General features: G+C 63.1%; 19 protein-coding genes and 2 pseudogenes. 17 read left to right on the top strand and 4 right to left on the bottom strand.

Annotation, left to right across the window (positions count from 1 at the left end; all coding sequences use genetic code 11):
- The first annotated feature begins 27 nt into the window (after positions 1-27).
- The 13 genes and pseudogenes from ASF71_RS09840 to ASF71_RS23640 all read left to right on the top strand — a co-directional run bounded on the left by ASF71_RS09840 (position 28) and on the right by ASF71_RS23640 (position 14,724).
- Entirely contained in the window at positions 28-726 is a 699-nt protein-coding gene (locus tag ASF71_RS09840) for a PRTRC system protein B (RefSeq protein ID WP_056298906.1), read from the top strand.
- Between the two features lies 1 nt (position 727).
- Positions 728-1,732 (top strand): PRTRC system ThiF family protein, encoded by a 1,005-nt coding sequence (locus tag ASF71_RS09835; RefSeq protein ID WP_056298903.1) that lies wholly within the window; start codon positions 728-730, stop codon positions 1,730-1,732.
- A gap of 634 nt (positions 1,733-2,366) precedes the next feature.
- The gene (locus ASF71_RS09830) at positions 2,367-3,806 is read left to right on the top strand and encodes a replication initiator protein A (protein WP_235514302.1); all 1,440 of its coding nucleotides are present in this window, start codon (positions 2,367-2,369) and stop codon (positions 3,804-3,806) included.
- Between the two features lie 72 nt (positions 3,807-3,878).
- A complete protein-coding gene (locus ASF71_RS09825) occupies positions 3,879-6,230 on the top strand; it encodes a UvrD-helicase domain-containing protein (RefSeq protein ID WP_082505885.1) in 2,352 nt (783 codons plus the stop codon).
- 308 nt (positions 6,231-6,538) lie between these two features.
- Positions 6,539-6,730 carry a hypothetical protein gene (locus ASF71_RS09820; RefSeq protein ID WP_056298894.1) on the top strand — a complete coding sequence of 64 codons (192 nt, stop codon included), beginning with the start codon at positions 6,539-6,541 and terminating at the stop codon, positions 6,728-6,730.
- A 791-nt stretch (positions 6,731-7,521) separates the two neighbouring features.
- Positions 7,522-7,914: pseudogene (locus ASF71_RS25070) on the top strand (hypothetical protein); the annotation flags it as partial.
- A 1,805-nt stretch (positions 7,915-9,719) separates the two neighbouring features.
- Positions 9,720-10,730: pseudogene (locus ASF71_RS25065) on the top strand (hypothetical protein); the annotation flags it as partial.
- Between the two features lie 116 nt (positions 10,731-10,846).
- A complete protein-coding gene (locus ASF71_RS09805) occupies positions 10,847-11,359 on the top strand; it encodes a phage tail protein (RefSeq protein ID WP_056298882.1) in 513 nt (170 codons plus the stop codon).
- Position 11,360: 1 nt separating this feature from the next.
- Positions 11,361-11,876 carry a phage tail protein gene (locus tag ASF71_RS09800; RefSeq protein WP_056298879.1) on the top strand — a complete coding sequence of 172 codons (516 nt, stop codon included), beginning with the start codon at positions 11,361-11,363 and terminating at the stop codon, positions 11,874-11,876.
- Positions 11,877-11,912: 36 nt separating this feature from the next.
- Positions 11,913-12,428, top strand: coding sequence for a phage tail protein (locus tag ASF71_RS22555; RefSeq protein ID WP_082505870.1), 516 nt, complete (start codon positions 11,913-11,915; stop codon positions 12,426-12,428).
- Between the two features lie 38 nt (positions 12,429-12,466).
- On the top strand, positions 12,467-13,633 hold the full coding sequence (locus tag ASF71_RS09795) for an ABC transporter substrate-binding protein (RefSeq protein ID WP_056298877.1): 1,167 nt from the start codon (positions 12,467-12,469) through the stop codon (positions 13,631-13,633).
- A gap of 4 nt (positions 13,634-13,637) precedes the next feature.
- Positions 13,638-14,123, top strand: coding sequence for a GNAT family N-acetyltransferase (locus tag ASF71_RS09790; RefSeq protein WP_235514301.1), 486 nt, complete (start codon positions 13,638-13,640; stop codon positions 14,121-14,123).
- Positions 14,124-14,391: 268 nt separating this feature from the next.
- Positions 14,392-14,724 carry a hypothetical protein gene (locus ASF71_RS23640; RefSeq protein ID WP_156372712.1) on the top strand — a complete coding sequence of 111 codons (333 nt, stop codon included), beginning with the start codon at positions 14,392-14,394 and terminating at the stop codon, positions 14,722-14,724.
- Here ASF71_RS23640 and ASF71_RS09785 read toward each other — a convergent pair.
- Positions 14,657-15,064, bottom strand: coding sequence for a hypothetical protein (locus tag ASF71_RS09785; protein ID WP_056298869.1), 408 nt, complete (start codon positions 15,062-15,064; stop codon positions 14,657-14,659). The two genes, ASF71_RS23640 and ASF71_RS09785, sit on opposite strands and share 68 nt — an antisense overlap.
- 89 nt (positions 15,065-15,153) lie before the next feature.
- On the opposite strand from ASF71_RS09785, the gene ASF71_RS09780 reads away from it, so the two are divergent.
- From ASF71_RS09780 to ASF71_RS25725, 3 genes are read left to right on the top strand one after another with little or no spacing between them, the layout of a single operon-like run.
- Positions 15,154-15,783 (top strand): hypothetical protein, encoded by a 630-nt coding sequence (locus ASF71_RS09780; RefSeq protein WP_056298865.1) that lies wholly within the window; start codon positions 15,154-15,156, stop codon positions 15,781-15,783.
- Complete coding sequence (locus ASF71_RS23635) at positions 15,768-16,880, top strand: hypothetical protein (protein WP_056298861.1); 1,113 nt, start codon at positions 15,768-15,770, stop codon at positions 16,878-16,880. Before ASF71_RS09780 ends, ASF71_RS23635 begins: the two co-directional genes overlap by 16 nt.
- A 2-nt stretch (positions 16,881-16,882) precedes the next feature.
- The gene (locus ASF71_RS25725; RefSeq protein ID WP_369814988.1) at positions 16,883-17,032 is read left to right on the top strand and encodes a hypothetical protein; all 150 of its coding nucleotides are present in this window, start codon (positions 16,883-16,885) and stop codon (positions 17,030-17,032) included.
- Between the two features lie 37 nt (positions 17,033-17,069).
- On the opposite strand, the gene ASF71_RS09770 is transcribed toward ASF71_RS25725, so the two are convergent.
- Both ASF71_RS09770 and ASF71_RS09765 read right to left on the bottom strand, forming a co-directional pair.
- Positions 17,070-17,810 carry an SDR family NAD(P)-dependent oxidoreductase gene (locus ASF71_RS09770; protein ID WP_056298858.1) on the bottom strand — a complete coding sequence of 247 codons (741 nt, stop codon included), beginning with the start codon at positions 17,808-17,810 and terminating at the stop codon, positions 17,070-17,072.
- A complete protein-coding gene (locus ASF71_RS09765) occupies positions 17,807-19,129 on the bottom strand; it encodes a family 1 glycosylhydrolase (RefSeq protein WP_056298853.1) in 1,323 nt (440 codons plus the stop codon). Before ASF71_RS09765 ends, ASF71_RS09770 begins: the two co-directional genes overlap by 4 nt.
- A gap of 443 nt (positions 19,130-19,572) precedes the next feature.
- Between ASF71_RS09765 and ASF71_RS22545 the strand changes: the two genes are divergently transcribed.
- Positions 19,573-20,360, top strand: a protein-coding gene (locus tag ASF71_RS22545; RefSeq protein WP_200939690.1) for an IS5 family transposase whose coding sequence is annotated in 2 segments (ribosomal slippage) — positions 19,573-19,933 and positions 19,933-20,360 — 789 coding nt in all. Because the reading frame shifts where the segments join, the coding sequence is not laid out codon by codon here.
- 304 nt (positions 20,361-20,664) lie between these two features.
- On the opposite strand, the gene ASF71_RS25720 is transcribed toward ASF71_RS22545, so the two are convergent.
- Positions 20,665-21,081, bottom strand: coding sequence for a DUF5984 family protein (locus ASF71_RS25720; protein ID WP_369814987.1), 417 nt, complete (start codon positions 21,079-21,081; stop codon positions 20,665-20,667).
- Positions 21,082-21,237 lie beyond the last annotated feature (156 nt).

Raw genomic sequence — 21,237 nt, 5'->3', positions numbered from 1 at the left:
CCGCTGACGCGGGAGACGCCAGGGCATATGGATCTCCACATCGCCGACCTCAACAGCGTGATCGCCCGCTACGCCCTCGTCGTCTACACGGACCCCATGGGCAACACCGGCTGCATCATGCAGCATGCCCTGAGTGCCCACGACGGTCAGCCCGCTCTGGCAGAAGGCATGCCCGTCACCGGGGCCGTCATCAAGAACCTGATGCAACTCAATGCCGTCAAGTCCCTGCAGTTCCTCCCGGCCCACCTGGTGGCCCTCGGCGTGAACTCGATGGCCTGGGTGGAGGAACGCACCACCCGGCCGCTCCTCTTCGGCGGCGCGCTGGACCAGGCCGTAGCTGCCCTCGACGGTTGCCCCCTCCCCCAGCCTCGCCTGCTGTTCGTCGTGAAGCAGGGGAGATTCTCGGTCTATGCCCTCCGCGGGCAGGAGCGCCCCACCGCCGAGACCAAACTGGCGTTTGCGCCGTACTACAACATCTTTTCCAGTCATGAAATCTGCACGGGGAGCATGAGGAAGCCGGCGCAGATGCAGCCGAGCGATATTCCCGCCTGGATGGACAGCTTCTTCTACAGCAACTTCGTCAAGCCCGCCGACACGAACAAGCGCTGGGCCTTCAGTGGCACCTACCGTGAGCTCTGGGACGCGGCGAGCGCTGCTGGCGAATTCAAAGACGAGTGGCTCGTCGACACGAATTACACCCTCGGGCAAGTCATCGGAGGCAACTGACATGCACCACCTGCAACGCGGCATCCAGGACCTCCTGAACACCAACAAGCCCATCAGCGTGGCCGTCGTGGGCGTGGGCGGCACCGGCAGCGAGGTCCTCATCGGTCTGGTCCGCCTTCACGACGCCCTGGTCGCCCTGGGCCACGCGGGCGGCCTCCAGGTCACGGCCTTCGACCCGGACACGGTCAGCCCCTCCAACCTGGTGCGCCAGCGGTACTTCGCCACCGACCTGGGCCGCAACAAGGCCGAGGTGCTCATCGGCCGAATCAACTTCAGTTGTGGCGTCGTCTGGCGCTCCTGCCCGCAGAAGTTCAACTCGGACCGGGCCCGGAAGAACTGGGACATCGTGATCAGCTGCGTCGACACGCGCAAGTCCCGCAAGGAGCTGCATCAGGCGGCCTTCTCCAAAGGGTTCTACACCTGGCGGTACTGGCTCGATTGCGGGAACGACCTGAGCAACGGGCAGGTCATCCTGGGCACGCCCAGGAGTACAGCCCGTGACGCGCTGCCGTGCGCGACCCAGCTCCACCCGGAACTGATGGACCTGAGCCTGCCCGAGGACGACACGCCAAGTTGCAGCGCGGTGGAGGCCTTGAGCCGCCAGGACCTGTACGTCGGGAAAGAAGCGAGCCTGCACGCGCTGAACTTGCTGTGGCGGTTGCTGCGGGACAAGGAGTTAGCGGATCACGCGCGGTACTTCGACCAACGTCAGGGCACCCTGGGTGTGCGGCCATGTGCGCCTAAGCCCCGGGCGAACGGGCGACTTGACAAACAGCCAGAACTTCGGCCTGAAGTCACTGCTGAGGCGCCGGCCCAGCTGGAAGGTCTACCGGTGGTCCAGGCACAACCGCGCGAGAATCTGGAGCTTGTGGAAGCAGAAGCTAGGCGCAACCTGCTTGCTCACTTCCTGGCTGGGTTGACGCCCGCAGAGCTCCTGGCCCTTCAAGCAGAGGTGACAGCGCCCCCTGTAATTCAGGTTGCAGCACAGCTCCAGACCTTTCACTAAAACGCTGAGGCTTCTGCTCGGCGTTCTCTCACTGCCTCCTTCGAGAGAAGGAGTCTAGACATTCTTAAAGTATTGTCTAGACATAGATGCGTAAGCTGAAAACATAAAACTTTCTGTCGTTACTGCTTTTGCCGCGTGGTAGTTTGTTCAAATCTCCCCTCCCGCCATGCGGTAGTTCGTTCAAACATGCTCTTTCACCATGCGGTAGTTCGTTCAACCATCTCCAGGGCCCATGCGGGAGTTCGTTCAAGATTACGTCAATAGCGTACTAGACTTCCTAAATATCGCCATCAACCATGCGGGAGTTCGTTCAAACGGGCTGGCCCATAAGCGGTAATTCGTTCAAAAGCGCCGTCCCACCATGCGGTAGTTCGTTCAAACGACCCTCCCACCATGCGGTAGTTCGTTCAAACAGCCGCACAAACGCCGTCCAGGACAGGATTTATCCCTCCCCCTTGTTGTTGCAGGTTTTTAGAGTCTTTAAAAGCTTTTAAAGACTTTGCATTTCAACAACAGCCCCGATCACGTCCGCTCGCCCGCTGGTTCTCAGGATTCCCGGGTCCTAGCCGGACGAGATCGACCCGTGCAACCAGAACCCCGGTGACAGTGCGAATATGGGATCTACACTGAACACATGCGTCAGGAGAACAACGTGACCCGCTTCGGTCTGGATGAGCGCAATATCGCGCGCCTGAATCCTGTCCTGGCCCTGAGTCGCGTTCACCTCTCGATGACCGCCTGGAAAAAAACGACCCTCCTCAATTCGGGCGCGGTCAGCCTGACCTGTGACGCTGGGAAACATCAGGTCCCGCATGGTGTGGATGCCGACGTCATTTTCGCTTTGCTGACGGCGTACCATCTCCAGGGCAGACCCGACGACCACACCATCCACATGAGTGTCGGCTACCTCTGTGACCTGGTCGGACTCGACCGGAGCGCCTCCAAGTACCAGCGAATCCAGGAAAGTATCCAGCGACTGAAAGCCGTCCAGTTCAAAACGGAAGCCTTCTGGGGCAACCAGAACAAGAAGACCTGGCAATGGACGAACATGGAGTTCGGCATCATCGATTATCTCGGCGCAACCGAGGAATTTGAAGATAGCCGCGATATTTCCGGAAAGTACAGCAAGAGAACGTCTCTGACCATCAGACTCAACAAAGAACTGGTCACGTCGATTCAAAATGATTACACCAGAAAAATAGATCTGGACTTCTATGCCAAATTGAACTACCCCCTCTCCAGACTGCTGTACAGGCTTCTGGAGGAACAGCGACAGATCGTCGGAAAAGATGTCTATCAGGTACCAGTCATAGGCTGGGGTGAGCATCTGGGGTTCTGTGAAGTCGACACTTCTATTCCTCTGGGTCCAAAGGACATTCCCGTCACGAAGACCTTTGGTGCAAGTCGAATTCGGCGTGCGCTTCAGCCCGCTCATGAGGAGCTGCTTGCAAAACACTATCTCTCCGATGTCGTCTACTGCGGCTATGCTTCCCAACAACAGCTGATTTACACCTTTTCCGGCGAGAGCGTCACCAATCCCGTAGACATCGACCTTGTCGGCAAACTTATCAGCAGGGGAATTGCCAAAGAAGCCGCCAAGAAATGTCTCGTTTCCCACGGTTCCGAAGTCATCAAGAGAGCCGTGACGATCTTCGATACTCGCCTAGGCGGTGGGTATACTCCGAAGAACAAGAGCGGCTTCATGATGGACATCATTAACAATCCTGATAAGTACGCCAATGTCATTGATGAGAGCCAGGAGCTTCATAAAGTCCTCAACGATTCGAAAAACATCCAGACGAACTCTAGCCAAGAAAAAGCGCTTGTACCCGTGCTGGATGAGAAGACAGAAGAACTGTCAGGGCCGACGGAAGAACAAGGGAAAATGCTCAGAGGGATGCTGAAGAAGCTCTTGCTGTCTGAAGCCACCGTCACCCGGTTGCTTGACGCTGTCATGGCCAGTCAGCTCCCCTTGTCTGAGGTAGCGACCCTCACCGTCTATAAGGACACCGCACTGTCTGCCAAGGTCGAAGCACTGCTCGCTCGGCTACCCAGCTCTGATGGTGACCATTGACCCTCCCCCAGAGGGGAAAGGCAAGAGAATGCCCGTAGTGAATCCATCTTGTTTCAGTGGGGTGAAGAGACCATGACCTCCTGGCCTGCTCCCGCTCGTGACATCCCGGCCTTCTTCACGCCACAACAGCAGCAGTTCATGACGGCGGTGCGGACCACCCGCCAGCACATCTTCCTCCGAGCGACGGCTGGGGCAGGGAAGACCACCACCCTCGTCGAGGCCGCCTGGCACCTCCCCCAACCTGGGGTCTTCTTCGCCTACAACAAGCACGCCGTCGCCGACCTCCAGCCCCGCCTGCCCTCCCGGATGCGTGCCCGCACCCTCCACGCCCACGGTGTCATGCTCCTGCGCCAGGCCACCGGGCGCGACGTCATCCCCCACGAGGACAAGGCCCGTAAGGTTGCCCTCCTCGCCGGCGAACGCCGTCATACCTACGTGGCCGCCCTCGCCTGGAGCAAAGCCCGCGAGGAAGGCCTGCGCACCCTCGACGTCGATACGGCCGCCTACCTCACCAGCCTCGTCGAGTGGCCGGGGTCTCCGGAAGCATTGATTCATCTGATCCCCCGGATGCATGAGATCGGTCAACGGCTCTGGGAGCAGCAGGACCTCGCGGACTTCACCGACTTCCTCTGGCTGCCTGCCACCAATGGCTACGGTGCTGCCAGCCTGCAGGTCGCCCTGGTGGATGAGGCCCAGGACTTGACCCCTCTCCGGCAGGCGTTCATCCTCCAGCTGCTCGGCTTACCTCGGGGGGCGACCCCTGGACGCCTGATCTTCGTAGGTGACCCGGATCAGTCTGTTTATCAGCACGCTGGGGCCGACAAAGAGGCTCTGGAACGACTCAAAAGCCGTGCGAACGCCATCGAGTTGCCCCTGTCGGTCTCCTTCCGTTGTCCCCGCGACGTGGTCGCCTACGCGCAGGCGTACAGCACGTTCATCCGCCCCGCGCCGGGCGCCAAACCCGGCACCATCGAGCACCTCAGTGCCGAGGAGGCCACCTTCGAGCGCGGCGACGTCGTGCTCTGCCGCACGAACGCCCCCCTCATCCGTCTCGCCCTCCAGCTCATGGTGCAGGGCCGCTCCGTCTCCGTCGTGGGCCGGGACCTGGAAAAGCGACTCGGTGAAGGCCTGCGGGACATCCTGCCGGCGACGGGCACCTACCTGAACGACGACGTGACCGAGCTGGTCCGCGGGTACTACCACCCCAAAGCGGACCCCCTGAAGGAGCGCATCCGGCAGGGCGACCGCCCGGCCAAGCGGATCCTCACCGAGCTCCTCGACCTCAGCAAGTGCTTGCGCTTCCTCGCCTGGATCGTGTCCCGCAAGGAAGGCAACGCAACGCTCCAGCAGGCGTTGACCCTGCTCACCGCCCTATGCCGGGAACAGGCGGACGCCGAGGTCATCCTGAGCACCGTGCACCGCGCCAAGGGCAAGGAGTGGCCGCGCGTGACCCTCCTGTACCCCGAGATGATGCCCATGGCTTCGGGCGACCCGGAAGAGGAGACGGCCGTGCAGTTCGTGGCCGTCACCCGTGCTCAGGACACGCTGCGCTTCGCGTACGGCAAGGAGTCCTGGGCCACCGGATGGCGGGTGAAGCCGGGGGGCCAGGTGCAGCCCGCGCCGCCCTCACGCAGCCGGGAGAACGAGGACGACACTGCCCTGTTCACGGGTTCACCCCCAGGGGTGTTCTCCTCCCAGACTGCCCCACCCGTGAGGCAAGAGCCGGCACCCCAGCAGGAGGGCGAGGCGCTGGACTTCCAGGCCCTGCCGTCCTTGCCTTCGGTCGCGCCCATGGCGGCCAAGGGCACGGTGCTCCCGGGTCAGGGGCGCACCCGCCTGAAGCTTCAGACCCTGCCGGTGGAGACGGGCTCGCCCCACCGTTCTCCGGAGCCTGCCCAGCCTGAGCGCACGCCTCCGCCTTCCAGGTGGACCCGGATGGTCCCCAAGCCTGTGGACACCACCCAGGCCCCAGCGCTCCCCGAGGATGATCGGCTGTGGGCCCTGTTCGGTGGCCCGGACAGGCTGGACCGTCAGGATCTCCGGGAGCGTCTCGACGCCCTGCAGGAGGAGCCCCGCCCCTTCCTGAAGCATTGGGCGAAAACCAGCTTGGACCTGCTGTACCGGAGCGTAGGGGAGACCGTATCGGTGCGGCGCGAGGTGCTCGATCAATTCGAGCAGGCCGCCCGGCTGGCCCGGCTCGTGATGGCTCCACCAGCCATGACAGCGGGCCAGCTGCACGTGTGTGTCTTCGAGGGGGGCTTGGCTCGGATTCGGGTGGGGCGGGTTGTGCGGCGGCATGTGCGCTTCCTGCGCCTGGAGGTCGACGGGCAGGAGCTCGTCTTTGAGCGGCATTACGGGGAACTGCTGGAGGGTGGGACGCCACTCACCCCATTTATCGTGACGACGCCTCCAAGCGTGAGATGACTGCCCTCTGGTGCGTTCTCCTTACAGCACCGCATCCTGAACTTCTCGAAAATTGGCATTTCTACCCCGTAAGGCAAGGGCAGTGACCGCTGGGGGCTCCTCTAGAGAAGAAGGCTGATGCTCATGCACCATCTACGCAACAGCCTTATCCATGTTATGTGCAAAAAGCACATTCGTGATGTAACGGTGAGATAACGGTAATAGTTTACCTTAGTATAGTAAGGTATTAAGCTGGTGTAAAGAAAATCACACAGCATCTTGTCATCGCCTCATTGCGGCCTCAGTTGAGCGCAGCCCCTAGGAGCCTCATGAATCAGCGTCCTGTACTTGCCGAAGACCCCCGCACCGTTTCGCAGACCCCCGGAGAGGATTACCAGCCCCCCAAACTCACGGACCTCGGCAAGTGGCAAGCCGTCACCCTCGTCATCAGCCTTCCTGTGGGGCCAGGCAGTAATGCCTTCAGCGAGCCGGACAGCTTCTTCAAGAAAGTGCAATGGTAGGCCGTCCTCTGGCGTTCACACTCTCCACTGCTCAAGGAGGCCCTATGTTCCGTACTGCCCTCTGGCTGGCGGGCGCTGCCCTCACCGCGCTCCTCAGCGGCTGTATGTCCACGCCTACGGCGCAGGCCCCGGCTCCAGCCCTGCGCTCGGTCGGACTGGTCGAACTGAGTATTTCGGGCCTCAGTCAGGGGCAGCAGGGCCTCACCCAGCCGGTCGCCCGGATGACGTCTATGTCGACCAGAAGTGGACTGCAGGCCCTGGCCCTGGCGGACCAGGCCGACAGCATCCAGTTCGATCCCCTGAGCGTCAGTGTCTTCAACACAGGCACGCGGGGCGCCGGGGGGGCGCGGTACGTCACTGCCACCTTCCGCGTCCGCAACGCCGACCAGCAGAACACCCCGGTCGCGCGGGACCGCAAGAACGTCACGCTGCTCGCCGTTCCGGTCGCGGACAGCCTGGGCACGACCGCCTTTCGCGCCGTCACGACCTTCGGTGGCTCGCCGGTCGCCGCCGGGGTGGCCCGCACCATGACGCCCTCCCACGCCATGCGCTACGACCCCCTGAGTGCCCAGCCGGTCCTGTCTCCGGGCGGAGAGGACCTGCAGGTGTTCTCAGAGAACGACGTCCTGCCGGCCAACTTCTCCAGAAATGGCGCACCCACCACCTACCAGGCACTGGGTGTGACGACTGTGCTGCCCTACGGCTTCACCGTGCATACCCCGGCAGGCGGCCGGACCCTCCCGGCCAGTCCGGCCGCAGGGGTCTACAGCGGCCGGGTCACCCTCTCGGTNCTGCCCTACGGCTTCACCGTGCATACCCCGGCAGGCGGCCGGACCCTCCCGGCCAGTCCGGCCGCAGGGGTCTACAGCGGCCGGGTCACCCTCTCGGTCAAGCTGCCCCTGCAGGCCACCCCAGCCGCCGATCCGTGGGCCTTCCGCATGAGCTTTCTGGTCATCGAGGACAGCGTGACCGCCGTCACTCAGTCCCTGGAGGAGCAGGCGCTCGGCAACACTGGGGTCAGTACCCGCGCCTCCGCCGTAGGCGCGACCGTTCTCAATGTATTGCCGGGCACCACCCTCACGGCGGGGCCAGCGGGAACGACCCTGCGCAGGATCTGTCAGGTCCGCACGGCCGGCGCCGCCGGTGAAGCCGGCGCCGCCTACCTCGTCAATACCTGCCCCTGAACCAGGAGAACAATATGAGTGACGACCTTCGTCCGTTCCCCCGTCCGGGGCGCCGCGCCCTTCGGCCCGCAGCTACACGATTGAGCTTCCTTCTCCCTGCGGTTTTGCTAGCGGCCTGTTCCGCCCCGCAGCCGCCACCGGCTGTCACTTCTGCTCCCACGCCTTCTCCAGTCGTGGGGACGATGCCCGGCGCCCCGGCAGAGACCGTTCCTGTCCCGGCTGAGCAGCCGAAGCCCCTTCAGGCCCTGGGGCTGGTGGAGATCAAGCTCAGCGGGCTGAACGATGACGGTACCGTCACCGCCAGCGTGCAACCGGCAGCCGGTCTGGGCGCCCAGGCCCTCAGCAACCTCGACTCGGTCCAGGCGGATGTGGTGTCCACCGGCTCGTTCACGGTGGGGCGCCGCGGCGCCGGCGGGGCGCGGTACGTTTCCGTGACCTTCCGGATTCGCAACGCCTCCTCGGCGGGCGCCGCGTCCACAACGGCCCGGCAGAACCTGACCCTCCTGGGCGCGAGTACGCCCAACACCATCGGCCAGACCCCGTACAGCCAGATTTCACGCTTCGACGGCACACCCGCCGACCCGTCCATCGCCCCCACCATCGTGCCTACGCCGGGCATGGCCTATGACCGGGCGACCGATACCCCACTGCCCCTCGCAGGTGCACAGGACCTTCAGGTGTTTACCGAGGGCGAAGTGGGTGCGCTGGGCAACGTTACCGGGACGACCCGCGTGTTTCCCTTCGGGTTCGTGGTTCGCAACCGGACCCAGACGGCCACCCGCACCCTCCCGGCCAATCCAGCGGCCGGTCAGTACGATGGAGTCGTGACGGTCGGCCTGAAGTTTCCGCTTCAGGCCGACGCGGCCGCCGATCCCTTCGCGGTCACGGCGATGTTCGCAGTGGTCGACGATCCGGTGACCCGCGTGACGCAGAGCACCGAAGAACAGGCCGTCGCGGGCAGCGTTCAGGCGCGTGCCGCGGCCCTGGGGGCGAATACCCAGATCGCCACGTTGTGCGGCACTACCCTGGCCGGGGCCAATACCCTGTTCGTCGGTTCGGCCACGACGGCCGGCAACACCGGTCGCCTCGCGGGGATCGGGGGCAATGTCGCCCTGAAGACCCCGCCGACGGCGCGAAGTGCGATTGGCAACACCACGCTGAACGTCCCGGCGGCGCAGGGTCTGGCGTCCTTCTACTCGGTCTATTCCTCTTCTACCCTGAGTTTCGCGGGCACGGGCACGGCGCGTGGGGGTACGGCGACGGTAGCGAGCGACGGCGGCTACAGCTTCACGTCGAAGGCGGGTGACGGTGTCAGCAGCACGGCGACGGCTGACAGTCTGAATTACGCGGTCAGCGACGGCGCAGGCTGCATCAGCCCCGCGCAGACCGCCCCTGTGAATGTCAACCAGCGGGTCTGGTACGTGAACAACGCGGCGAATGCCACGGGCGATGGCCGTCAGACCACTCCCTTCCAGAGTCTGGCGGCGGCGCAGTCGGTCTCGGCCGCTGCGGACACCATCTACGTCTTCCGGGGCAACGGCACGGTCAACGGCCAGAACGCGGGCATCGTCCTGAAGGACAATCAGGTCCTGATCGGCGAGGGCAACGAACTGAAGGTCGGGGAGGTCAGCGTGCTGCCGGCCGGCGCGGCGCCTGCCAGCATCGGGAACGCTTCTGGCGTGGGGCTGACCCTGGCGAGCAACAATACGGTCCGGGGCCTGAACATCAGCGGAACCACGGGCGGCATCGCCGGCACGAACTTCGGGAAGCTGAGCGCCACCCTGGGCAATGTGACGGCGACGGCNTTGACCCTGGCGAGCAACAATACGGTCCGGGGCCTGAACATCAGCGGAACCACGGGCGGCATCGCCGGCACGAACTTCGGGAAGCTGAGCGCCACCCTGGGCAATGTGACGGCGACGGCCGGTCCTGCCCTGAACCTGACGACCGGAACCCTCGACGCGACGGCCGTCCGTCTGGACGCGACCAATACAGCGGCGGCTGGTGCAGGTGTGGATCTGACGGGCGTCGGTGGCAGTCTGAAGGTTCTGGGTGCAGGGAGTGCCGGCACTGGAGGCACCGTTCAGGCGACTGGGGGCGTGGGGTACAGAATCCGCCCAGGCAGTGCTGACCTGACGCTGGGCCTTGCCCGTGTTCAGGCCCAGGGCTCGCTGAACGGGCTGCTGTTCAGCACGGCGGCGGCGGATACGGGCCGTGTGGGCCTGACGGTGAGCGACAGCGCCTTCACGAACAACACCGGTCGGGCGGTCTACCTGGAGTCCAAGGGAGCTGGGGCCAACAGCTTCCTGTTCGAGCGCAATACGGTGAGCAACACGTCGGGCACCAGTGGGATCGTCTACGCCGCTGAACGGACGGCGACTGGAACCAATGTCGACCGGGGCGTCTTCCGGAACAACACCATCGCGATCGGGAATACGTACGCGGGTGGGGGCAGCGGATTCAGCATCGTGGCGAACGGGAACAGCCGGGGTCAGTTCCTGTTGGAGAACAACACGGTGAGCAGCTTCAATACCTATGGGATGGAGCTGCGGGCCGGACAGCTCACGGAAGCGTCAACAGGGACGGCTAGTCTGGACCTGACGGTGAGGAACAACAACATCTCGACACCCAACGCGGCGGCGAGCGCGCTTGTGTGCGAACTTGACGGGCAACACGGTCAGTGGGCAGAACGGAGGCACGAACGGCCCGCAGAGCTCGGTCGTGGTGCGTCAGCGTGGGGGGACGACCTTCATCCTGACGGGCCTGAGTGGCACCGGAGCAACGGGCACGACGAATACCATCGCCTCACGAAATAACGGCGCCACGACTCGTATCCGCAATTCGACGACCCTCACCCCCGTGGCCGGCACCTGCACGGAACCGAGCCTCTAAGGTACGAGCACACCAGTACGCTGACATTTCAGGAGCATCTATGGACCCATTCATTGGTGAAGTTCGTCTAGCCGGCTTTGGATTCCCCCCCAAAGGCTGGGCGCTGTGTAACGGACAATTGCTGCCCATCAATCAGAATCAGGCGCTGTTCTCCATCCTGGGGACGACCTACGGTGGCAACGGGGTAACAACGTTCGCCCTTCCTAACTTTCAGACCCGTGTCCCGCTGGGGATGGGCGCAGCACCGGGTGGCTCGTCTTACCCTCTGGGCCAAACGGGGGGAGAGACAGCCCATACCCTGACCACGCCGGAGATGCCCCTCCACAGCCACAGCCTGACAGCCAGCACTGCGGCGGCTGCGGCTCTTGGGCCGGCGAACAATCTCCTGGCGGCGCCTGTGGCGGGGGACGTGTACGGTACGGGCGCCGACGTCTCGCTCTCTTCGACGAGCATCACACCTGCGGGAGGGAATCAGGCGCACGAGAACATGCCCCCCTACCTCGTCATCAACTACATCATCGCGCTGGTGGGTATTTTCCCTTCGAGGTCCTGAGATGAGTGAGTCCTATATCGGCGAGATTCGGATGTTCGGCGGAAATTTTGCACCAGAGGGTTGGCAATTCTGCGACGGCCGTCTCTTGTCCATCAGTGAGTACGAGACGCTATTCACTCTCCTGGGCACGACGTATGGGGGAGACGGCCAGAACACGTTCGCTGTCCCGGACCTGCGGGGCCGGTGGCCGGTCCATCAGGGGACGTTGTCTGGTGCGCCTATGCTGTTGGGTCAGTCGGGCGGAAGCGAGAGCGTGACACTGCTCGCGCAACAAATCCCCGCACACACACATGCTTTCAAGGCGACGGCGTCCCCAGCAACCACCAAGAGTGCTGTGGGTGGAACGCTCGCGCAGACCACAGGATTATCCCTGTATCTCGACGATACGCCCAACGTGTCGCTGTCACCCAATACCCTTTCCCCAGCGGGGGGGAGTCAGCCGCACGAGAACCGGTCACCCTATCTGGCCGTGAATTTCATTATCTCGCTGTACGGCATCTATCCTAGTCCAGCCTGACTTGTTTTAAAGAAGAAAGAGGGTAAGGGAGAAACTATGGATCCTTTTCTTGGTGAGATTCGGATGTTTACGGGCAATTTTGCCCCTCGGGGCTGGGCATTCTGCGACGGCAGCATTCTGAACATCCGGCAGTACACAGCGCTCTATGCCCTGTTAGGCGTCGCCTATGGCGGCAATGGCAGTACCACCTTTGCCCTCCCAGACCTGCGGGGCCGGACACCCATTCATCAGGGTCAAGCACCAGGCCGCTCGAGCTACCCTCTGGGGAGTTCGGGTGGCGTCCCCTCGGTCACGTTAGTGCCTCAGCAACTGGCGGCACATGTGCACTTTGCACGTGCGGCCAGCGATGTGGGCGAAAGCAACAACCCAGCTGGGAAGGTCCTGGCCCGAAGCAGTGAGGGTGCAGCGTACGGACCTGCACAGGCGATCAGTCCAATGGCTTCGGCTGCGATCGAGAACACCGGTGGAAGTCAGCCTCACAATAATCTGCCGCCCTTCCAGGTCATTAATTTCATTATTGCCTTGCAGGGTGTTTTCCCTCCTCGGTCATAATTTGCGGCTCCAACGCCTCTCCTCCAAGGATTTCTCAAATGCCAGAACTGCTTGATACCGACGTGCCCTCTTCTCCCGCGCAGGCCACTCGCCGGGGTCTGCTTAAGACCCTGGCCGTCCTGGGTCCGGTATTCCTGGGTGGGGGTGGGGTGGCTGCCGCGGTATCTGCTCCGAAGCTCGCCCCGCTGAGCGTTGCCCTGCTTCTGCCTGAACGCAGTCCCTATCCCCAGTTCGCTCAGGCGTTCGAGCGAGGGTTCCGGCAGGGCTGTGCGGCGCAGGAGATGACGCTGCGCCGCTACTCCACAGGCCCAGGTCCGCGTCAGGTGCAGGCGGCGGCGCGCGAGGCGCTCGCTTCCGCGCCCCAGGTCCTGGTGACTCTGGGGGACGGTCTGGGCGAGACCCTCACACCCGTGCTGGCCCAGCGGGACGTGCTGCATCTCAACGCCGAGGTAGGCGTCCTGATGGCGCGGCCGCAGCACCGCCATCCCCTCACCCTAACGACGTCACTCCATGCCTGGGAGGCGGAATGGGCACTTGGCGCTTCTCTGGCTCACAGTGGGCAGAAGGAAGTGCACCTGCTGTTCTCTATCCTGGACAGTGGCTATGACCTGCCCTACGCCTTTACAGCTGGGCTGCAGAGCGCTGGGGGTCAGGTCACGGGAACGACGTTGCTCGGCGAGATGGATACCCGGGCCGAGGCCCAGCGAGTCGTGCAAGGCCTTCAAGCGGAGAACGTACGTACTGTTCACGTCGTGGCCAGCGAAGGCGCGCCGGCGCTGTTGGCTGCCCTCCGCCAGGCCGGCATGCGGGTGAGTGCCAGTGGTCTGGGGCTCGGTGCCGGAGCCCCCGCCGGGACGGTGGGCGCGCTGGGCAGTCCGGTACAGCTCAGCGGTGTGGCGGCTCAGGCTTCGCAGCCCTCGCCTCTGTTCGCTCTGGGATTCGATACCGGGGCTTGGTTGAGTCGTGCGCTTGAGGCCGGAACACCGCACCTTCCCCTAGCTCTGATGGCCGCCATGTCCACCCAGAAGTTCACGGGCGTCCGGGGGCCGGTCGTACCGGACCTTCAGGGCCATCTCACTGCGGCTTTGCATCAGATGGGAGGCCAACCGGGTAGCCTGCAGCGGCCGCTTGCCACTCATCCCGGGGTGATTGCCCAGACCCAGGCTCCTCGCAGCGGATGGCAGAACACGTTCCTGCATGGTTGAGCACATGCCCTGGACCCTGCGGGACGCGGAGGAAGGAGACCTGTCTTTCCTCCGTCTCCTGTATGGCTCGGTTCGTCAGGACCTCCAGCGCCTTCCCGATGAAATGCGGGAGCCTCTGCTTGAACTTCAGTTTCAGGCCCAGCGCCGGGGCTATGGTGCGCAGTACCCACAGGCCCGCCAGGAACTGATCGAGGTGGGTGGGATGAGCATAGGCCAGCTCCTGACGGCGAGGTTGGCGGCCGATCTGGTCCTGGTGGACTTCAGTCTCCTGCCGGACTGGCGAGGGCAGGGGATCGGTGGGGCGGTCCTCCAGACCCTCCAGACCCGTGCTCAGGCAGCCTCTTGCGGAATACGGCTTCAGGTGGCCCGGGACAATCCCGCTCTTCATCTGTATGCCCGTCATGGCTTCGCGACCTTCGCTGGTGATGAGTTGCGCCATGCTATGCGCTGGGACGGGAGCCATGAGAGCCTAAACGGCACTTCCGCCTGAGCTGAGGCGTCCATTTCGTAGGATAAACGGCTGGTCCCGGAGTGGGGTCTAAAGTTGCGGTGCTGCGCTCAGGCGTCGGCGTCCTCCAGAGTAAGGGCTACCCTGTACCGCCAGGAAGAAATCAACCCCCAAAGAGAGGGCTGCGGTTGCGCCACAGTCGACCTTGACAGCTTGCTGGGGAGGGACATCCCAACCCCCTTTATCGTCAGAACATCCCCACGCTGAGCCCTCACGGCGAGCCCAAAGCGCTCGCCGTAGACCCTGGGGCATGTCCCCTTCTCTGCAACGACTGGCCGGGCGGCTGCGCGCCGCCTACGGCTTCCAGGCCCACACTCTGTTCGTGCACTGGAACCGCAAAGGTCTCGGGCTTCAGGTCTTCACGACGTCAGGCACCCTTCTGGAGCCCAAAGACGAGGTGCCGTTCGAGACGCTGCTGGGGCTGCTCGACGACACCCTGTTCCTCCTCGGAATCGATTGGCACATTCTCCCGCCCTACGTGGCCGCGGAGGACGACCCCCTGCTGCCTTGGACCCTCACGCCAGACGAGTTGCTGGGGCAGGGCGCATCCACTGGAGGTGCACCTGGAACAGCAGCGGCGTAAAGGTCAGGCGCTCCGGCGTCAGCAAGAGGGGCCAGTCCAGGGTGGGACGCGGCCGCAGAAAGATCACCAGCGACCCGAACTGGTAGACCCGGCGGTGCCGCCAGGGAATCCGTACTCGGGATTGCCGCTCGGTCTGATGCAGCCAGAGGATCGGGTGCAGCGCCGGCGAGCGCCAGGCGGCCCGCTCGCGCCGTGCCCAGGACATCACGCCGGCCACCGGCCAGAACAGCAGGATGAACAGCGCGCCCCACCAGTGCGCTGACGTCAGGCGGGTCTTGCTGCCCAGGAGGCTCAGGAAGAAGGCGCTCAGGCTGATGATGAGGTAGTGGTCGAAGGTCATACTTCCATCTCTGCACCATTACGCTCTCAACATAAGGGTTTAAATTATATTTCAGGCCGGACAACCAGAACGCCCCACACACTGAAGGTATGGACCCGTTTCCCTCTCTGCTCGCTCGGTTGCGCCGCCTCGTCCAGCAATTGCACGCCTACCTTGACCTCGATGCCCTGCAGCGCCACACCCAGCCGGACCTCGCCTGGATCTCGACCGCCGATCTGGACGCCCTGCTGTGCACCACAGAAGTCCTGCACGCCGCACTCTGCATTCTCCCTACCCTGGAGGACGAGCCCAGTGCGGCCGACGAAGACCTCCTCATGCTCATCCAGGACCTGACCCGCACCCTGGCCGAACGCCACGCCCCCAATCACCAGCTGAGTCGAGATCTCGAAGAGGCCTTGCAGTGGGACATCCGACCCAGTGGCGTGGCCCTCACCGTGGAGGAAGTCAGTGGCGCCGCCGCGTTCCTCACCGCGCACTACCGAGGACATGGCCTGGAGCAGGCCTTACTCGGCCCCCTGGGTCTGGTCTTGCCTCCTGCGCCTCCCTGCTTCCCACCACGCACGAACCCGGCCACCCGACTCCCCCGTGGGGCCCAGCACCATCCGCAGCTGCACGCCCTCGCCACCGGGCCGAAGGAGGACGTCGCAATCTGTGCAGCCTGCTGCTCTGGTGCCTGCAACGCCACGAGGAGCCGGAGATCGAAGTGCTCTCCCTCCTGACCGCCGCCCGCAATCTGATCAGCGTGATCCAGGACCGGGCGCGCGCGCACAAGCCGCCGCCCCAGGAGGGCGCGTTCCTCCTCCAGATCTGGAAACAGATCCACGCGGAACTGGGTCAACCCCGCCTCGTCTGCGGCAAGATGCCCGTCATCCGGCAGGTGTTCCAGGAGCGCGTGCAGTGGGTCGCGCTGAACGAGGTCCGGCGGGCCTGGTTGACCGCCCAGGGCTGGAAGACCGCCGCCGCCCGGCAGATCGACACCGTCATCGAGGATCAATTCGCGCTGCTTGAAGAAGTCCTGGGCCTCCTTGACCTCCCCGAGGACATCGAGCACATCCAGCGCATGTTGCAACTGACGACCATTCTCGTCTTGAGCCGCACCCCCCGCGTGCCCGGCCAGCAGCTGCCGGTGCTCGTCGAGCTCCTGTGCGATTTGACCAAGACCGATCCCCTGTGGGACTGGACGGGCTTCGATCATGCCTACCTCGACCCCAGCGTGACGAAGGACGAGCGGGAGCATCGCCGGCAGAAGGAAACGCCACAGGCCCGAGCGAACCTGTCCCTGCAATGGGCGCTTCAGGCGGTGCACCCCATCCTCGACCTCTACCCGCGGGCCCATGAGACGCATCTGGAGGAGATGTGCTGGCTGCTGCAGGAGAGTTTCGGACACCTGTTCGCGTGTGCCCGGCAGCGGGGCGTGCGGATTCCGGGGGAGGCGCAGTGGCGCGTCATACTCGAACCGCTGGGGAGGATGCGCTCCTCCCCGCTGACCGTTCAGGAGCAGGAGCAACTGCGTGCGCGGTTGAATGCCTTGTCAGCCATCATCAGGGCCGCTGCACTCCAGGCCCAGGAAAAAGAGGAGCCCATGCTCGAGGAGGAGGTCGTCTCCACGGAGGCTTCCGAGTGGCCAGCCGACCCAGAGGACCGGAGACCAACCTTGACGGCGCTCAACGAGCTCGCGGAGCAGTTGCAGCCGCAGGCCGCTTCATCACGCCCAAAAGCGCCGCACGTGCTCCAAGCTTGGGCCTTACTTTCCGGGCGACCGATCACCCTCATTGGAGGGGTGCCTTCCGAGCCGCACGAGGTGGCGGTCAGCTGAATGTGCCTGTTGGGTTGGGCGGTGTCGTTGCCGTTTCGGGAGGTTCCCTTCATAGTGTGGCACTGAAAGCGAACGGTACAGTTGTCGCTTGGGGTAGAAATGACTCTGGGCAGACCAGTGTTCCTGATAATTTGACTGTACTGGTGCCCTGAGCTCAGGAGTTCACGTTTTTTAGACGCACTTTAGTTCTCAGAGATGGTCGAGTCGTCCGCCGTCCACCACCATCCCGGTGCCTTGCACGAATGCCGCGTCGTCCGAGGCGAGAAAGGCGATCGCCGCCGCCAGGTCTGTGGCCTGGCCCACATCGGCCGGGTTGATCTTCTCGACTCCGCTTTGCACATTGGGGTTGTCCCACAGCATGGGGGTGTCCACCGCCCCCGGCAGCACAGCATTGATCCGCAAGCCGCGCGGCTTGCCCTCGATGGCCGCGCTGCGGGTCAGGGACAATAGCGCCGCCTTGGCCGCTGCATAGGGAGCGACCAGCGGCTCGGTCTCCCGCGCGTGGATACTCGACACGTTGACGACCGCGCCGCCCGGCTTCATGTGCAAGAAGCCCTGTTGGATGAACAGAAACGCGCCCAGCAGGTCAACCGCCAGCACCCGATTCCAGTCGTCGAGGGTCAACTCGGCCAAGGGCTTGAAGGTCATCAGGCCCGCGTTGTTCACGATCACGTCAAGACTCCCGAAGCTGGCAAGAGTCTGCGCCACGCAGGCCTGCACCTGCTCCGCCTTGGACACGTCGCACGCTATCCCCAGGGCGCCAGAGGCGCCGGCCGCCTTGACCTCCTCAGCTGCCTTCTGGGCTTGGTCGCCGTGCAGGTCAGCAATGACTACACGCGCGCCTTCCTGGGCAAAGCGGGTGGCGGCGGCGAGGCCGATGCCGCTCGCCGCCCCGGTGACGATCACGGTCTTGTGTTCAAAACGCTTCATTCTCCCTCTCCTTTCGAGGCGTTGGTGTTCGAGGGGGCAGTGCGGAAGCGGCGCTCGCGCTCACGGGCGCTGTCCTCCACCCCTCGCAGCACGGGCTCCTGCTGCTGGCTGGGCGCGAAGATCGGCAGCGACAGCACGACACTCTGGGTGGGCAACACGTCGCGCCACTGGGTAATGAGATCTTTGTACGCCTGCCCCACGGGGCGCAGGTTGCGCTCCAGGTCGTAGAGCCCCAGCGGGTTGACGGTGCCCCGGTTTTCGCGCAGGGCGCTGTCCCAGTCCACCTGATCGGTGAGCGAGTACCACGTGAAACCCACGATGGGCAGGCCATCGTTGCGCACCCGCAGCACGTTGGCCCACTCCTTGCGCAGCCAGCGCGCCGCCTCGTCGCCGGCCGCGCCCTGGGCCAGATTCGTCTCGGTATGCATGACGGGCAGGCCGTAGCGGACGTAGTACTGGTTGGTGATCACCGAGTACCCGTAGATTTCTCCTGCCGCCTCAGTGCGGCCGTCCGGGTGCACCAGATGCTCATTGGTGACGTAGTAGTCGTTGCCCATGATGCAGTGGTGCTTGAGGTTCTCGTCGAGAAAGAAGTGGTATTCCTCCCGCGTCATACCGTTGTCGAGCAGGTACTCGTACATCTCGGAGGAGACCCGGTGCCCGTAGTTGAGGTCCAAGCTGAGAAAGCGCACCTCGTTCATGATCTCGGCCGGGCGGATAGCCGCCGGGTTTTCTGCGTGAAAATACTCGCTGGATTCGCTCTGGATAAAGATGGCGTCGGCACGCACTTCCAGGATGGACCGCATCGCCAATACGTTCGCCCGGACAATATGCTTGAGGGCTGTCACGAAGCCGGCGTCGGTCGTGAGCTGCTCATTCCACCAGCCGTACTTGGCTGAGAACAGGGCGCAGACGTACATCTCGTTGACGGGCGTATAGAGCTGTACCCAGGGGTAGCGCCGGGCGAACTCGCGGGCATAGCGGGCGAACTGCTCGGGAAAGTCCGGGTTCTGGAAGTTCCCAATCCAATCAGGAACCCCGAAATGGCACAGGTCAGTGATGGGCGTGAGGTCGCGGCGACGCAACTCGGCGTAGGTCTCGTCGGCGAAGCTCCAGTCGTAGCGGTCGGGGCCCAGCCAGGTCCGGTGGATGGGCGGGCCGTAGCGTAGGTAGCCGATGCCCAGTTCCTGCACGAGCTCGAAATCCTTTTTCCAGAAGTCGTAGTGGCGGCATTTCTCCATTTCGTCCATTCGGACCCGGCCGCCCTGGATGGTGGGATACGAGTTCTCGATGCCGGTGGCGAACATGAAATAGATCATGGTGAATCTCTCCCGTGCTGTCTCGGAGGGTGGAAAGTCGAGAAATCTCGCCGCGCCATCAGTTGCACCCCAGGCTGATCTAACACCAGCCTAAGAGAGTAGAGGGCCTACTCCCTGCGAAGCTTGTTGCTCCCCACGCGTCTGAAGCGTCAACTATATGTTTCTCCAATCCCATTCATCTCCTCGGTCCTACAGGGAAGATGAAAGTGACCAAGATCACTTTTTTGATAACGTTGTACTTCTAGTTAACTTGACGATATCGGCAATGTATATAACACGCGAGTGATCGTTTGGGTTCCGGTACCTGATAGTTTCTATAACGCCATCTGGTATAGTGTTAACGGCTGAGTAAGAGATGGAAAGTTTACAGCAGTCTGCGGTTCTGACCAGTCTAGAAGCCATCCCAAAAACGGGAGGAGGGTAGTCGGGCTGCTCCATACCTCATGGAGTCCCCACAGCATGATCCAGTGGAGTTGATTGATCAACACTGGGATCTTATTGCCCCTTTTTTCTCAGACCCGCCACGCCGGGCTGATGGCAAAGGCCGCCCGCGCGCTCCAAATCGCCCGATCCTCAAGGCGATCTTCTGGATCCTCCGAACCGGGGCTCCATGGAAGGACCTCCCTTGTCATTACCCCTCACGCTCGACGGTTCACCGCCGCTTCCAAGAATGGAACCGTTCGGGTGTGTTTAACGGCGCCTTGCAGGCATTGTACGAGCGACTCGCCGAACAAGGGCAGCTCAACCTCAGTGAGTGCTTTATCGATGCGACCTTCGCCAGCGCAAAAAAGGGGGCCTGGACGTGGGCAAAACCAAGCGCGGCAAGGGCACGAAGATCATGGCCATTACAGACGCCAGCGGTCTCCCCATCGCCGTTCATGTGGCCAGCGCCAGCCCGCATGAGGTCACACTGGTGCACGACACACTGGACGCGACGTTCGGGTTTGACCAACCAACCCGGTTGATCGGCGACCGGGCCTACGACAGCGATGCGCTTGATGCTGAACTCGCCAGCGAAGGCATCGAGATGATTGCGCCGAATCGCCGCAACCGCTCAAAGACGCAGGATGAGCGGCCTTTACGCCGCTACCGTCGCCGGTGGCGCGTGGAACGTTTGTTTGCCTGGCTCCACAACTTCCGTCGCCTCGTGGTGCGCTGGGAAAGGCATACCGAAAATTCCCTCGGCATGGTGCACTTGGGGATGATGGTGCTTCTGTTGCGACACCTGTAGAACCGGAATGCCAGCCTCAGATGTCAACCGTGACCTCACGCGCCTACTGTGTACGGGTGTCCCCCACATAGAGGCCTGATCTGGTCTCGAGCTGCTCCACCATCACCTGAGCCTCATCCCAGTCTGGGACCTCTGGGCGCCCCTCATCACGCAAGGTGTTCTCGTGCTGCCGATGGAGGTTCTCCAGCTGCTGCTCGTTCAGCAGCCCGAGAGCTTTGACCTCCTGCAGGTGACGCCGCATGTCGGCGTCGAGCCGATCGCGAAACTGGGCGACCTCGCTCTCAAATTGTTCGAGGCTGTAGCGCTACTGCCCAGCCGTCTCGACCCAGGCAGGCACGCCGTCAATCACACACCCTCGAGTCTCCCAGTCCAGGGTCACCTGGTCGTTGACACGCCAAAAACGGATGTCTGGGGGCGCCAGAAGATAGCCCAGGTCAAGGTGGCGAGCATTCCACCACCGCTGCGCCATCCACAATGCATCCGCAGTCTGGGGAGCAGCTCGACGCTCCTCAACGTCCAACGAACGCCACCAGGTGTTGACCCGCTGAATCCACGGTGACCATGCGCCTGCTTCTACCCAGCGTGAAAAAGGTTCTGGGAGGGGAGTGAGAACCGCCGGGAGAATCTCCTGGAGATCCATCCAGAGGCGCGCCACTTGATAATCCACATGGACAGCCGACTCGTCTGTGAAGTGATGCTGCCGCGCAAACTGGGGATGCACTGTGGGGACATCACCGCTCTGGGTACTCAGCCAGTACCAGCCGAAAGAGAGGGAATACCCTCAGTAGAGGACAACTTCAGTTTTCCCTGTTCTGAACAGCCTCAACAGGTTTGGGGATCGCCAAAAATGACGAAAGGCGGTCTTCTGGAGGTGTGA

This window comes from Deinococcus sp. Leaf326, from assembly GCF_001424185.1.
GTDB lineage: Bacteria > Deinococcota > Deinococci > Deinococcales > Deinococcaceae > Deinococcus.
This window is presented reverse-complemented; position numbering and strand designations above follow the sequence as displayed.

Coding starts and splice junctions, on each gene's coding strand:
- ASF71_RS23640 (WP_156372712.1), top strand. CDS start 14,392: ATGTCCCCTTCTCTGCAACGACTGGCCGGGCGGCTGCGCGCCGCCTAC.
- ASF71_RS09795 (WP_056298877.1), top strand. CDS start 12,467: ATGCCAGAACTGCTTGATACCGACGTGCCCTCTTCTCCCGCGCAGGCC.
- ASF71_RS09805 (WP_056298882.1), top strand. CDS start 10,847: ATGGACCCATTCATTGGTGAAGTTCGTCTAGCCGGCTTTGGATTCCCC.
- ASF71_RS09800 (WP_056298879.1), top strand. CDS start 11,361: ATGAGTGAGTCCTATATCGGCGAGATTCGGATGTTCGGCGGAAATTTT.
- ASF71_RS09840 (WP_056298906.1), top strand. CDS start 28: ATGGATCTCCACATCGCCGACCTCAACAGCGTGATCGCCCGCTACGCC.
- ASF71_RS09780 (WP_056298865.1), top strand. CDS start 15,154: ATGGACCCGTTTCCCTCTCTGCTCGCTCGGTTGCGCCGCCTCGTCCAG.
- ASF71_RS09820 (WP_056298894.1), top strand. CDS start 6,539: ATGAATCAGCGTCCTGTACTTGCCGAAGACCCCCGCACCGTTTCGCAG.
- ASF71_RS09830 (WP_235514302.1), top strand. CDS start 2,367: ATGCGTCAGGAGAACAACGTGACCCGCTTCGGTCTGGATGAGCGCAAT.
- ASF71_RS09825 (WP_082505885.1), top strand. CDS start 3,879: ATGACCTCCTGGCCTGCTCCCGCTCGTGACATCCCGGCCTTCTTCACG.
- ASF71_RS09785 (WP_056298869.1), bottom strand. CDS start 15,064: ATGACCTTCGACCACTACCTCATCATCAGCCTGAGCGCCTTCTTCCTG.
- ASF71_RS09770 (WP_056298858.1), bottom strand. CDS start 17,810: ATGAAGCGTTTTGAACACAAGACCGTGATCGTCACCGGGGCGGCGAGC.
- ASF71_RS09790 (WP_235514301.1), top strand. CDS start 13,638: ATGCCCTGGACCCTGCGGGACGCGGAGGAAGGAGACCTGTCTTTCCTC.
- ASF71_RS09765 (WP_056298853.1), bottom strand. CDS start 19,129: ATGATCTATTTCATGTTCGCCACCGGCATCGAGAACTCGTATCCCACC.
- ASF71_RS09835 (WP_056298903.1), top strand. CDS start 728: ATGCACCACCTGCAACGCGGCATCCAGGACCTCCTGAACACCAACAAG.
- ASF71_RS22555 (WP_082505870.1), top strand. CDS start 11,913: ATGGATCCTTTTCTTGGTGAGATTCGGATGTTTACGGGCAATTTTGCC.